Here is a 13295-nt window from a genome sequence, read left to right on the forward strand (position 1 = left end):
TGCCGTTCAAGTTTGATGATGGCTTTTAAATTTGATGTAGTTACGCTGTTTCCTGAAATGTTCGATGCCATTACGAAATATGGCATTACCAGCAGAGCATTACAGCAAAAGATTTATGATGTGCAATATTGGAATCCACGCGATTTCACTACAGATAATCATAAAACCGTAGATGACAGGCCATACGGTGGCGGCCCTGGTATGGTGATGCTGGTAGAACCATTAGAGCAAGCCATTAGCTCAGCGAAGTTAAAACAAGCTGAAGAAAATATTGAAAGTTGGGTCATCCATCTTTCACCAGCGGGTAAACCGCTGACGCATGAAAAAGTCATGCAGTTAAGTAAAAAGCAAGGTTTAGTGTTGTTGGCAAGTCGTTATGAAGGTGTTGATCAACGACTGATAGATGCCTTAGTCGATGAAGAGATCTCGATAGGTGACTATGTGTTAAGTGGTGGTGAATTACCTGCCATGACATTGATAGATGCCATTGTCAGGCAATTGCCGGGTGCTTTAGGTGATAGTGATTCTGCGATTGAAGATTCTTTCGTAGATGGCTTGTTAGATTGCCCGCACTACACAAGGCCAGAAGAATATAAAGGTGTGAAAGTGCCAGAGGTTTTAACTTCGGGCAATCATGCAAAGATTAAGCAGTGGCGTTTGAAAATGTCGCTGAAAAGAACTCGGGATCAACGTCCCGATTTATTGGCCGCAAGGCCGTTGACGAAAGAAGAAGCACGTCTGCTCAAAGAACTCGATACAGATTTGAGTGATTAAATCTGTAAAAAGTTGGCTAAAGTGCAGGAACAAGTTTCTTCATAATTAAAAGGAACCACACAGGGGAAACCCAGTGGATATAGAAAATGGCAGATATTATTAAAATGTTGGAAGAGGAAGAAATTGCCCGTTTAGGCAAAGTTATTCCATCTTTTGCACCAGGCGACACTGTAGTAGTTGGCGTGAACGTAGTTGAAGGTACACGTAAACGTGTGCAATCATACGAAGGCGTTGTAATTGCTAAACGTAACCGTGGTTTGAACTCATCATTCATCGTGCGTAAAATTTCATCTGGTGAAGGTGTTGAGCGTACATTCCAAACTTACTCACCGCTAATCGCTAGCATTGAAGTTAAACGTCGTGGCGATGTTCGCCGTGCGAAACTTTACTACCTACGTGAGCGTTCAGGTAAATCAGCACGTATTAAAGAAAAATTGTTCACACGTGAAAAAGAAGTGATGGCTCCAGCAGAAAGCGCTTAAATTTAAGCCCTTCTTGCTGAAAGCAGAAACCCAAATGTCGAAAGGCTTTTGGGTTTTTTTACGTCTATTTATTCTCCAAAAATTCAGACGCACGAATTTTCACTCAAGACTTTTCGTTTGCATCTGCATCATATTGGTTTAACATAACACTGATGATTCCTCAATACGAAGCTCTTGTTGATGCGCCTTTTGGTGTGGTTGCCATTGCCATGCAAGGCAATCAACTTGCGATTGATTTATTGCTTGAATCTCCACCGCAAGAAAATCTGCAATTTTATCATCCCACAGTGATAAAAAATTCGCTCGTACAGCAAGCTTGCGAGCAGATACAACAATACCTAAAACAAGCCAACCTGCAATTTAACTCAGCTCTTTACCAACAACAAGGCACAGCCTTTCAACAACGTGTTTGGCAGGCGATTGCCGCCATTCCATTAGGTCAAGTAGCTACCTATGGGCAGATTGCCAATCAAATTGGTTCAGGGCCACGCGCTGTGGCAAATGCTTGTGGTGCAAATCACATTCCACTTATCATTCCATGCCATCGCGTAGTTGCGAAGAATGGCATAGGCGGATTTATGCAGGGTAAAGACTATGGATTATCTTTTAAACGCTGGCTGTTAGCGCATGAAGGTGTGAAAGGCTACTCGCATGAGTGAACACACGCTCTCGTCGCAAGATGCGGCAGAGCTGGATACTTTCATTGACCATTTATGGCTGGAAGATGGCTTATCTAAAAATACCTTAGAAAGCTATCGCTTAGATTTAACCTCATTTGCGCTTTGGCTCACACCACAGAACAAGCAATTACTCACCGTTGACCAAGCCGATATTCAACAATATCTAGCGGTTAAGTTTCCACTGAGCAAGCCGCGTAGCATTAGTCGATTGATAGCTAGTATGCGCAGATTTTATCGCTACTTAATGCGCGATAACAGAATTAGCCTAGACCCGACCATCCAAATTCAATCGCCTAAACTACCGCGCAGCTTGCCAAAAAGTTTAAATGAAGAAGAAGTGATAGCCTTACTCAATGCCCCGAACATTGAAGAGCCAGCAGGATTGCGCGATAGGGCGATGTTAGAGCTACTCTACGCCTGCGGACTGCGTGTGTCTGAATTGGTAGGTGTTAAAGTCACAGAAGTCAGTTTGGGCGACGGCGTTGTGCGAATTACAGGTAAAGGCAGTAAAACGCGATTAGTACCGATGGGCGAAGAAGCGGTTGACTGGATTTCGCGTTACTTAAGCGGCGCACGCGCGGCAATTTTACAAAAGCGATTATGTGATGCGCTATTTGTCACAAATCGGGGCGAGGAGATGACGCGTCAAGCTTTTTGGTATTTAATTAAGCGCCATGCACTTTTAGCAGGCATTACTAAACATATGTCGCCGCATGTATTGCGTCATGCGTTTGCAACGCATTTACTGAATCACGGTGCGGATTTACGTGTGGTGCAGATGCTACTTGGGCATTCGGATATTTCCACCACGCAGATCTATACGCATGTGGCGCGCGAGCGCTTGAAGCAGTTGCATAGTATGCATCACCCGCGTGGGTAAGCCTGCCTTAGTAACTGCATTCCATAGCAGGATTAATGCCTTCTTTATCCATCGTTAGCATGGCTTTTCCATCTTGGTAATTGATTATCCAAACGCTATCAAAGTCTTTATCAGCCCATTGCGGCGCGTCTTTCACACCAAGCGCACCAGCCAATGCCTGAATAGCGCTATGCTCCCACACCATCAGCACTAGACCATCTTTGTTAAATACACTCTTGGCGATTTTTTCATTTTCGTCCGCGCTATATTTACTGTTAATGGGCAGATTATATTTAATCGCAAATGGGCTAATGGTTTGAAACATCCGACTATGTTTAGTTTCATCATCGCTTTTTAGCGCGGGCACATAAATATAATCTGGAGTATTTAATTTTGCATACAGCACAGTAGGCAATTGCAATGCGCGATTTTGACCTTGGCAGGATAAATTGTTGCCATCTTTTGGTTTTTCACCGTGGCGAATAATGACGACTTTGAGATTGTTGCTAGGCGAGTTTTTATCAGACTGATGTTTTTTATCATCGCAACTTGTTAGTAAAACCGCTGCGATTGCGAGTAAAAGCGCTAAGTAATACTTTTTGAATGGAATGTTTTGCATGTAAATTATCATACAGGCTTTTATAAGTAAAAGCATCGTGCTGGGAGGCGCGTAGATATTGACTCCGATGGCAGGTGTTTTATACCTTATATTCCGTCATTCTCGCGCACGCGGGAATCTTTTTACTATCCCCTCGCCCTTTAGGGAGAGGGCTAGGGTGAGGGTGAAGTCCACCTCAATTCGTCATTCCGATGAGACCGTAAAGGTCTTCCCCAGTTTACTAAGCCACTTAAATGGCAAGTAAAATGTGAAAAATCGGAATCTAGTGACTTATGCGATATTTCTAGGTGATTCAACGTGTCGGGGGTAGCCCGACGGCTAGTCACTTTCTTTTAACTGCCTGAAAAGAAAGTAACCAAAGAAAACGGCACCCCAACACCACGGGCTTCGCCTTCCCTGCGCTACTCAACATAAAGGCAGCAATCGGAAACTCGCCAAGAAAATCATTTGGCTCAAACAGCCGCTTGCTGAAGGCTTCCTTTATGTCTGCGTTGCTCGGCGTGGTGAAAGGGGGAAGAATTAGCTGTTGCAGTGAAATAACTCAGAAGAATTACAATTTTTGCATTCGGCAAAAAATAAATTTTTATCTTTACGGATTTTGAGAAGACTCTTGCATTTAGAACAACAGGAATCGATCCGATTATTTTCATCGCAACTCAAGCACTTTAAGTAATAGTTTTTACCAAACCTTACCTCTAGTTTGTCTGATTTGCACTTGCGACAAATATGCTTGAACTGGTTTTTTTGAGGCGTTAAAGTATTGGTTAGGAAGCTAGCAAATGTACCAAAAGCGCTATTTGGATTTTCAACGGAAGTATATGCAGCAATTGTTTGCTCAACTTTAATTGTCGCTTCGATTTCTTGTTTTGGATAAGTCTTATTTGTTGCAGAAACAGGTGCTTGGTAAGGTTTATGAATTTTAGTTAAATAGTTTGCGAGTTTGTCTCTATTTGTTTCAGATAAACTAAAGTCTTGCGGTTTTTTGGCTCTTATCGCCAAAATCTCTTTGACTCTATCATCTGCAGCATCTGCAGGACACATTTCAGGATATTGGCTTTTATCTTTAGCGATGAAAACGCCACCATTATGATTTGAAAAAGCGACTAGAACATCCACTGGAAGGGTTTGTAGTGCGGGGCGGACATTTTCGTTTACCCCCTGTGACAAGACGCTCATAAGTGTCTGCCCTTGAAGTCTTGCTTGCTTAATAGGACTTGGCATTCCAACACTTTTATCTTTACCTGATTTTTGTGTATACCACTTCACCCATTGCCCATCATCTTGAACTGAAAGCTTGCCCGCAACACTCTTACTTTCAATAATAATGAGGCCGTGTTGGTGAATGATAAGGTGATCCATCTGTGCTGTAATATCGCCAGACTCCAAACGTAAATCATGCAGCACAAGTAAGTCAGGGTTTTCATCAAAAGCCATTTTTAGATAGAAGGCTACTTTCCTCTCTGCATCATAGCCTGCTTTTTCAAATTTATCAGTTGGTGCTGCGTTATTATTTTCTTTGAAAATCATATTTTTTAAAGTTTAAAAGCTTATTGAAAAGAATTGATGATACATCAAAAAATCTTATTTAATGCGCTCAATCACCACCCCCAAAGCCTTCAACCCTGGCAATATCGCTGGCTTAGCCACTTTAATCTTCACACTCAACGCACCAAACTCCTTCAAAATTAATTGGCAAATATGCTCCGCCAAGGCTTCTACCAATTGAAAGCTATGTTCAGTTAATGTTTCACGTATTCGGCCCACGACTGCGCCGTAGTCTATGGTATCGGCAATGGCGTCGCTTTTGCAGGCGTTGGTTAAGTCGTAGCCAATTTCAATGTCTAGAATGATGGTTTGCGGCATCATGCGTTCCCATTCGGGTACGCCTAATTTGGTTTGCACTTTAACTTGCTCTAAAAATATGATGTCCATTGGTTTATTCTCGTGTTGTGATTCTTGTAATGTCCAGAATCCAGTAATATTTTGAATATTAAACTACAATATATAGTTGTGATTAAAAGTTCTGTGATTAAAAGTTGCTTGATTGATTATTTGTTCGAATGTTCGCTTCGGTGAGCATCATCGCTAAGAGAATTTAAATGAATGAATTAGGGTTTGTACCAGTCACGTTGATTCCTGTGGTTTGGATTGTGGCTGCGTATCTATTGGGTTCTGTTGCATTTGGCATTATCGTGAGTAAGCTGTTTGGCTTGCCTGACCCGCGTACTGTGGGCTCAGGTAATCCTGGTGCGACGAATGTATTGCGTAGTGGCAAAAAACTGGCGGCTGCGCTTACTTTATTGGGCGATGTGTTAAAAGGTTGGTTGCCCGTTTGGTTGGCGTTGCAGTCTGATATGTTGATGTGGGTAATCGCTTCAGTTGGCTTGGCTGTATTTTTTGGGCATTTGTACCCGATTTTTTATAAATTCAAAGGCGGCAAGGGTGTGGCTACTGCGCTGGGTGTAATGTTAGCTATTTCACCATTACTCGGTTTAGCGGCAGTTGTTACTTGGATTGTGGTTTTTGCGATTTCGCGCTTTTCATCACTCGCTGCGATTGCGGCAGCAGCATTTGCGCCAGTATATGCGTGGTTTTTATTGTCAGCGTATAAAGATTATGTGATTGCAGTAACTGTGATGGCGGTAATTCTGATTTGGCGCCATAGAAGCAATATTCAGAAGTTGCTGGCAGGTACCGAATCAGGTTTTGGTAAGAAAAAGTAAGCTGTTTCTAAATCGTAGGTTTTTGCAACTCAGCTAAATCCCAACGTGGGCGTACACTAAAACCGTAGTTTTTATTGCCATTACCATGCATGGCTTTAAGGCGCATTGCACCTGCAAAGGCAATCATCGCGCCGTTGTCTGTACAAAATTCTAAACGTGGATAGCTCACTTTGCAAAGTTTACGTTTAGTAGCGGCATTCAGTTTTTCACGCAGTTTTGAGTTGGCGCTTACGCCCCCTGAAACCACTAAGTTATCTAAGCCAGTTTCACGCAAAGCCGTCATGCATTTCAGCGTTAATATTTCAGTGACCGCTTCTTGAAACTCCCAAGCAATATCTGCAGTAGTTGTGGCATCTAAGGGTTGGTGCTGATTCACCAGTGTTAACACCGCCGTTTTTAAGCCACTAAAACTAAAATTCAAATCGCCGCTATTTAATAATGGACGAGGTAATTTAAAGCGCGGGTTACCACTTTGTGCCAATTTAGATAGCGCAGGCCCACCTGGGTAGCCTAAGCCTAACAATTTGGCGGTCTTATCAAAAGCTTCACCTGCGGCGTCATCTAAGGTGTCGCCAAGTAATTCATATTCACCAATGCCATCCACGCGCATCAGTTGGCTGTGCCCGCCCGAAACTAGCAGCGCCACAAATGGAAAAGCAGGAGGATTGGCTTCAAGCAAAGGCGCAAGCAAGTGGCCTTCAAGATGGTGCACATTAATCGTAGGAATTTGTAAGCTAAACGCGAGCGATTCAGCAAAGCTAGTGCCAACTAACAACGCGCCAGATAGGCCTGGGCCTTGTGTGTAGGCGATTGCGTCAATGTCTTGCAGCGTTTTGTTAGCGGTTTTAAGTACGCTTTCAGTGAGTGGTAATACGCGGCGAATGTGGTCGCGCGAGGCAAGCTCTGGCACTACGCCGCCATATTCAGCATGCATTTCAACTTGCGAGTGCAACGCGTGTGCAAGTAAACCTTGCTCGGTATCGTATAATGCAAGCCCTGTTTCGTCGCAGGATGATTCCACACCTAAGACTATCATATGAGAAATTCTGGCATCTAATTAATTACTTTAAAGATTTTAAAAGTGGAATTATTACGCATTTCAACCATAAATGTACAAAACTAATGGTAAATGCATAAAAGTAATTGAATAAAAACAATTATGCGATTAAAATAGTCGGCTTTTCTCAGTTTCTAAATCAGAAGCGCTACAGTGCCTGTTAGAAATTAGAGTAATCCCATATTAAATTTGTTGTTATAAGAGAGATCGAATGTCTAGTGTACGCGTAAAAGAAAATGAGCCGTTTGACGTTGCCCTTCGCCGTTTTAAACGCCTAATTGAAAAAACAGGTTTGTTGAATGATCTTCGCGCTCGCGAGTTCTACGAAAAACCAACTTGGGAACGTAAACGTAAAGCTGCTGCTGCCGTTAAACGTCAGTACCGCCGTTTACTAAAACAAACACTTCCAGCTAAACTTTACTAGTTCATCGTAATGGCTGGTGAAAATATTACAGAGCCAATGCAAGAGGCTAGTGCGGATGATGCTGCATTTTGGAGCTTGACAGATAAGTTCATTGGTTTTGCCAATGAGCAAGCTGCAAGCAACGATGTGAGTGTTGTGAATGCCAGTTTCTTGTTTGCATCTGCTAGGTTCAATACGTTTTTAATTGCCAATCAATGTGGCACTAAAGAAAACTTTGAAGCTGAAAAAGCGGCCGCGTTAGAGTACTTTGTAAATCAATACAAAATTGCACTAACTGAGCACATGGCAGATTATCAAGCTAAGTTTGATACTTACATCAAAAATACCTAAGACCAGAACGCCTGAGTCTAGAATACCTAAGTTAAGATGAGCCTTAAGTTACAAATCACTGAAGATATGAAAACCGCAATGCGCGCTAAAGATAGCGCGCGTTTAGGTGCTATTCGTTTATTGCAAGCGGCTATCAAACAGCGTGAGGTTGATGAGCGTATTGAGTTAAGCGATGCTGATGTGATTACAGCTATTGAAAAAATGCTTAAACAGCGCCGTGATTCAATTGCTGCATATGAGTCTGCCAATAGAACAGATTTGGCCGATGTTGAAAAGTACGAAGTGAGCGTGTTGCAAGAATACTTGCCCCAACAGTTAACTGAGGCAGAAATTCTAAGTATTTTAGATCAAGTGGTCGCTGATACAGGCGCCGTTGGTGTAAAAGATATGGGCAAGGTGATGGCTGCGATTAAGCCACTTGTTGCTGGTAAAGCTGATATGGGGAAAATATCAGGTTTGATTAAAACTCGATTAGCTTAAGTAAAAAATTGGTTGGTAAAAATATTAAAGGAGCGAAAAGCTCCTTTTTTGTTTCTGCAGTTTTCTATTAATTGAAGCGACTCTAATTGTAGAAACGCCCCTTCGAAATTAAGCTAAAATTAACTAAAATCTTATAAAAGCAGAACACTTTGATTCCAGAGAGCTTTATTCAAGAGTTGTTAAATCGCGTTGATATTGTAGACGTGATTGATAAAATCACGCCCTTGAAAAAAGCCGGGGCGAATTATTCTGCTTGTTGCCCGTTTCACAACGAAAAATCCCCTAGTTTTACCGTTAGTCCCACTAAGCAGTTTTATCACTGCTTTGGTTGCGGTGCGCACGGCACTGCCGTTGGTTTTTTAATGGAATACCAAGGGTTAAGTTTTGTAGAAGCGATTAATGACCTTGCTCGAATGGTTGGCATGGTTGTGCCGCAAGAAACGCGCGATTCGAACAAGCCTGAGCATAAAGTGGTGGTAGGTTTACAAGAGTCTTTGCAGCAAGCCGCTCAGTACTACAAAGCGGAACTTAAAAAATCTCCTCGAGCCATTGAATATCTAAAAGCGCGGGGCTTGAGTGGTCAAGTCGCGGCTAAATTTCAAGTGGGTTACGCGCCTGCGGGTTGGCAGAATTTACAGAGCGTATTCCCTAACTACGATAATGAAGCTTTGAGTGTTGCGGGCTTGGTGGTAGAGAACGATCAAGGTCGTCGCTATGACCGATTTCGTGATCGGATTATGTTCCCAATTCATGACCAAAAAGGTCAGGTAATTGGTTTCGGCGGGCGCGTGATTAATCCAGAAGATACCCCAAAATATTACAATTCACCAGAAACGCCGCTATTTCAAAAAGGCCATGAACTTTACGGTTTGTTTCTAGCGCGTAGAGCCATTCGCGATGCAGGCCGTGCCTTAGTGGTTGAAGGTTACATGGATGTAGTGGCTTTGGCGCAATATGGTATTGAATACGCGGTGGCAGCGTTAGGTACGGCCACAACACCATTTCACATTACCAAACTGATGCGTCAAACCGATGAGGTGGTATTTTGCTTTGATGGCGATAAAGCAGGGCTAACAGCAGCTTGGCGTGCTGCCATGAATGCATTGCCTGCACTTACGGATGGATTGAAGTTGTCATTCCTATTTTTGCCAAAAGAGCATGATCCTGATTCTTATGTACGTGAGTTTGGCAAAGAAAAATTTGAGGCAGAGATTAAAACGGCAATGCCACTTTCGCAATATATTCTCAAGCATTTAAGTGAGGATAATCCTTTGCAAAGCCAAGAGGATAAAGTGCGATTTTTGAATGAGGCTGAACCAATTATGCAGCAAATCAATGCGCCGCGAAGCGCCATGTATTTGCGAAAAAAAGTGGCGGAATTATCAGGGTTATCCATTGATGAAATGCAAAGCTTGCTTAAGTTGCCTAATCTAAACAAAGCGCCAGTACAAGCTAGACCAAAGCTTACGCGTACGACTAATTCGTTGCATCACCATTTTTGTTTAACCATGATTATGCAGCCCACGCTGGTGGATAAATCTGATTTGCTATGGGTCTCGGGTAGTTCAGATGATGAATTATTATTAAGGCAGACTATTGAAACTTGCCTCATGCATCCTCATTCTAAACCAGTAGTGATTATGCGTGAGTTGGAAAATAAAGTTGATGCACATATCATTGCTGAAATTAAGAAAGAACTTAATGTGCTTGATGAAACGTTGGATTTAGCACAGGCCATGTCTGGCGCAAGACAGCAATTAAAGCAGCTTTATTTACAAAAAAACGAAAGTGCGCTGCTGGCACAGGTCAGCGAAAAGCCTTTAAGCGCGCTGACAGATGATGAGCGAAGTTTACTTAAAAATTTAGGAAGTAAACCAAAGAAATAGCTGTTACGAGGCGAGTTGAGTGCCGCGACATGGAATTATTAGCAGTGCCTGTGGGTCAAAATAGCGTTATTTTCTGCTATAATAGAGGGTTACGGAAATTACATTCACCATGCCCATTTTTAAATAAAAACATGGTAATTGCATAAATTAGAGGTGAGTACATGGCAAGACCAAAGAAAAGCGATCAGTTAGCAGAAAAAAATAAAATGGAGTTTGTAAGCCCTGAGCTTCAAGAAGCTAGCGCAGAAGAACGCCGTTCACGTTTAAAATCTCTCATCGTTCTAGGTAAAGAGCGTGGCTACTTAACCTACGCTGAGATTAACGATCATCTTCCAGATGACGTTCAAAACTCTGAGCAAATCGATGGCATCATCGGCATGATTAATGACATGGGTATTCAGGTGTACGAAGAAGCGCCTGATGCTGAAGTGTTGTTAATGTCTGATGCGCCGCCAGCAGTAACTGATGAAGATGCGGTTGAAGAGGCTGAACAAGCCCTTGCTACAGTAGATTCAGACTTTGGCCGTACAACTGACCCTGTGCGTATGTATATGCGCGAAATGGGTACAGTGGATTTGCTTACCCGTGAAAGCGAAATTGAAATTGCACGTCGTATTGAAGACGGTCTTAAACACATGGTTCAAGCGATTGCAGCTTGCCCAACGACTATTGCGGCTTTGTTGGCATTGGTTGATAAAGTTGAAAACGATGAGTTAAGCGTTGATGATTTAGTAGATGGTTTGATTGATTCTGACGTAGGTGCGGTTGCGGATGTTGTGATTGAAGCTGCCGAAGATGAAGATGAAGATATTGAAGAAAGTGACGAAAGTGAAGATGAGGACGGAGCAAAAGCTGCCGCAATCTCTGCTGAAGCGCTAGCAAAACTTAAAGAAGAAGTCGTTAATCGCTTTATGGTAGTGCGTGCTGCGAATAAAAAAATGACTCAGATCTTGCCTTTAAGAGGCTCTCAAGATCCTGAGTATCAAGCATTGTTATCAGAAATTCTGGTTGAATTAACAGCATTCAGATTCTCACCAAAACAAGTTGAAGGTTTGTGTGATCAGGTGCGTGATTTGGTTGAAACTATACGTAGCCATGAACGCAAAGTGCTTGATTTCTGTGTAGAAAAATCAGGTATGCCTAGACTGCACTTCATTAAATCATTCCCAGGTAATGAGAGTAATTTAGCTTGGCTAGCAGAAGAGCTGAAAGCGGATAAACCTTACGTTGAGAAGTTAATACGTTATAACCACTCAATTTTAGATCAACAACAGCGTTTAATTGATTTAGAAAAAAATGTTGGCATTCCAATCAAAGAGTTAAAAGAAATCAATAAGCAAATGACGACTGGTGAGGCGCGTGCGCGTCGTGCTAAACGTGAAATGATTGAAGCTAACTTGCGTTTGGTAATTTCGATCGCTAAAAAGTATACAAACCGTGGTTTGCAATTCCTGGATCTAATTCAAGAAGGCAATATCGGTTTGATGAAAGCGGTAGATAAATTTGAATATCGTCGCGGCTTCAAATTCTCAACCTATGCAACATGGTGGATTCGTCAGGCAATTACCCGTTCTATTGCCGACCAAGCACGTACCATTCGTATTCCTGTGCACATGATTGAAACGATTAATAAAATGAATCGTATCAGCCGTCAGATTTTACAAGAAACGGGTGTAGAGCCAGATCCAGCATTACTTGCAGAGAAAATGGAAATGCCTGAAGATAAGATTCGTAAAATCTTAAAAATCAGCAAAGAGCCAATTTCAATGGAAACGCCAATTGGTGATGATGAAGATTCACATTTAGGTGACTTTATTGAGGATGGTCAAACGTTAGCGCCTGTTGATGCAGCCATTTACGCCAGCTTACGTGATGCGACCAGTGAAGTGTTGGAGTCATTAACACCACGCGAAGCCAAAGTATTGCGTATGCGCTTTGGTATTGAAATGAATACGGATCATACCTTGGAAGAGGTTGGTAAGCAGTTTGATGTAACCCGCGAGCGCATTCGCCAAATTGAAGCAAAGGCATTGCGTAAACTACGTCATCCAACGCGCTCAGAAAGATTGCGTAGTTTCTTAGAAACAGGGCAAGATTAACTAGTCTTGGTTTCAACTCTTAGTTTAGAATAGCGTCTTTAAAAGTTTTGGCCCCCTAGCTCATGCTTGGTTAGAGCAGCGGACTCATAATCCGTTGGTGCTGTGTTCGACTCACAGGGGGGCCACCATATAAATCAAGGGGTTAGCTTAATTGCTAACCCCTTATTTATTTGAAAGTACGACGGAAGTTCAACCGAAATTTAAGCGAGCCAATGGATTAAGTTGAAGTGTTTCTTGGAGATGCTCTGGAGATAGATGTGCATATCGCATAGTCATCGCTAAACTGTGGTGACCTAGTATTTTCTGAAGAGCAATTATATTACCGCCGTTCATCATGAAATGGCTTGCGAATGTGTGTCTTAGAATATGTGTTAGCTGTCCGACGGAAAGCTTAAGTTTGGTCTGCTCAATTGCTTCTCTAAATGCTGAATATGCACTTACGAATAGACGTTCTCCATTGCCATTTTTTGCATGATGCTCCATAAGGTCTTTTTCCAGATCTTCAGAAATAGGAACAGACCTCGCCTTACTTGATTTTGTTTGTACAAATTGGATCAGTCCACCACGTACTTGCGAAATACGTAACCCTTCAGCTTCACCCCAGCGTCCACCAGTAGATAAGCAGACCTTAGTTATTAACGTTGCATGAATGTTTTTTGAAATTGAGAGTCGATTTAATAGTACCGTAAGCTGAGGTAGGGATAGATATGAAAGTTCTTGCTCTTGGATTTTGAATGCTCTTAGCTTAACTAATGGATTTTCTTTTTTCCAATGACCTAACCTTATAGTCTCGTTAAAAACTGCTCTAAGATAGGCCTGTTCACGATTCTGACCCCTGTTGAATAAAGTGGACACTACCACTTCAGACAAGCTCTTCCTGTT

15 protein-coding genes and 1 tRNA gene are annotated in these 13295 nt (G+C 42.3%); 11 read left to right on the forward strand and 5 right to left on the reverse strand.

Annotated elements, in window-relative coordinates; genetic code table 11:
- Positions 1 to 18 precede the first annotated feature (18 nt).
- From trmD to xerD, 4 genes are all read left to right on the forward strand, one after another.
- Positions 19 to 774, forward strand: a complete 756-nt coding sequence (gene trmD, locus PSU78_RS00540; protein ID WP_300382705.1) for a tRNA (guanosine(37)-N1)-methyltransferase TrmD — start codon at positions 19 to 21, stop codon at positions 772 to 774.
- Between the two features lie 86 nt (positions 775 to 860).
- A complete protein-coding gene (rplS, locus tag PSU78_RS00545; protein ID WP_300382661.1) occupies positions 861 to 1256 on the forward strand; it encodes a 50S ribosomal protein L19 in 396 nt (131 codons plus the stop codon).
- 152 nt (positions 1257 to 1408) lie between these two features.
- A complete protein-coding gene (locus PSU78_RS00550) occupies positions 1409 to 1915 on the forward strand; it encodes a methylated-DNA--[protein]-cysteine S-methyltransferase (RefSeq protein ID WP_300382663.1) in 507 nt (168 codons plus the stop codon).
- Entirely contained in the window at positions 1908 to 2816 is a 909-nt protein-coding gene (gene xerD / locus PSU78_RS00555) for a site-specific tyrosine recombinase XerD (protein WP_300382665.1), read from the forward strand. The genes PSU78_RS00550 and xerD overlap by 8 nt, the downstream gene beginning before the upstream one ends.
- 7 nt (positions 2817 to 2823) lie before the next feature.
- Here xerD and PSU78_RS00560 read toward each other — a convergent pair whose 3' ends face one another.
- From PSU78_RS00560 to folB, 3 genes are all read right to left on the reverse strand, one after another.
- Positions 2824 to 3414 carry a histidine phosphatase family protein gene (locus tag PSU78_RS00560; RefSeq protein ID WP_300382668.1) on the reverse strand — a complete coding sequence of 197 codons (591 nt, stop codon included), beginning with the start codon at positions 3412 to 3414 and terminating at the stop codon, positions 2824 to 2826.
- Between the two features lie 519 nt (positions 3415 to 3933).
- Positions 3934 to 4941 (reverse strand): nuclease-related domain-containing protein, encoded by a 1008-nt coding sequence (locus PSU78_RS00565; protein ID WP_300382671.1) that lies wholly within the window; start codon positions 4939 to 4941, stop codon positions 3934 to 3936.
- 54 nt (positions 4942 to 4995) lie between these two features.
- Positions 4996 to 5346 (reverse strand): dihydroneopterin aldolase, encoded by a 351-nt coding sequence (folB, locus tag PSU78_RS00570; RefSeq protein WP_300382674.1) that lies wholly within the window; start codon positions 5344 to 5346, stop codon positions 4996 to 4998.
- A 167-nt stretch (positions 5347 to 5513) separates the two neighbouring features.
- Here folB and plsY point away from each other — a divergent pair, with 167 nt between their 5' ends.
- Positions 5514 to 6137, forward strand: a complete 624-nt coding sequence (plsY, locus tag PSU78_RS00575) for a glycerol-3-phosphate 1-O-acyltransferase PlsY (RefSeq protein WP_300382677.1) — start codon at positions 5514 to 5516, stop codon at positions 6135 to 6137.
- 7 nt (positions 6138 to 6144) lie between these two features.
- Here plsY and tsaD read toward each other — a convergent pair whose 3' ends face one another.
- Entirely contained in the window at positions 6145 to 7173 is a 1029-nt protein-coding gene (gene tsaD, locus PSU78_RS00580) for a tRNA (adenosine(37)-N6)-threonylcarbamoyltransferase complex transferase subunit TsaD (RefSeq protein WP_300382679.1), read from the reverse strand.
- A 232-nt stretch (positions 7174 to 7405) separates the two neighbouring features.
- On the opposite strand from tsaD, the gene rpsU reads away from it, so the two are divergent.
- The 6 genes from rpsU (at position 7406) to PSU78_RS00610 (ending at position 12541) form a co-directional block, all read left to right on the forward strand.
- Positions 7406 to 7618 carry a 30S ribosomal protein S21 gene (rpsU, locus tag PSU78_RS00585; RefSeq protein WP_013149160.1) on the forward strand — a complete coding sequence of 71 codons (213 nt, stop codon included), beginning with the start codon at positions 7406 to 7408 and terminating at the stop codon, positions 7616 to 7618.
- 9 nt (positions 7619 to 7627) lie between these two features.
- A complete protein-coding gene (locus tag PSU78_RS00590) occupies positions 7628 to 7948 on the forward strand; it encodes a DUF3144 domain-containing protein (protein WP_300382682.1) in 321 nt (106 codons plus the stop codon).
- A 36-nt stretch (positions 7949 to 7984) separates the two neighbouring features.
- A complete protein-coding gene (locus tag PSU78_RS00595) occupies positions 7985 to 8428 on the forward strand; it encodes a GatB/YqeY domain-containing protein (RefSeq protein WP_300382685.1) in 444 nt (147 codons plus the stop codon).
- Between the two features lie 149 nt (positions 8429 to 8577).
- Positions 8578 to 10314 carry a DNA primase gene (gene dnaG, locus PSU78_RS00600; RefSeq protein WP_300382688.1) on the forward strand — a complete coding sequence of 579 codons (1737 nt, stop codon included), beginning with the start codon at positions 8578 to 8580 and terminating at the stop codon, positions 10312 to 10314.
- A 161-nt stretch (positions 10315 to 10475) separates the two neighbouring features.
- Entirely contained in the window at positions 10476 to 12413 is a 1938-nt protein-coding gene (gene rpoD, locus PSU78_RS00605) for an RNA polymerase sigma factor RpoD (RefSeq protein ID WP_300382691.1), read from the forward strand.
- Positions 12414 to 12462: 49 nt separating this feature from the next.
- Positions 12463 to 12541 (forward strand) — tRNA-Ile (locus PSU78_RS00610).
- 61 nt (positions 12542 to 12602) lie between these two features.
- Here the strand turns inward: PSU78_RS00610 and PSU78_RS00615 are convergent.
- A partial coding sequence (locus PSU78_RS00615) for a tyrosine-type recombinase/integrase (RefSeq protein WP_300382694.1) occupies positions 12603 to 13295 on the reverse strand: 693 nt, incomplete at its 5' end.

Source organism: Methylotenera sp., from assembly GCF_029945705.1.
In the GTDB taxonomy this organism is placed as follows: domain Bacteria; phylum Pseudomonadota; class Gammaproteobacteria; order Burkholderiales; family Methylophilaceae; genus Methylotenera.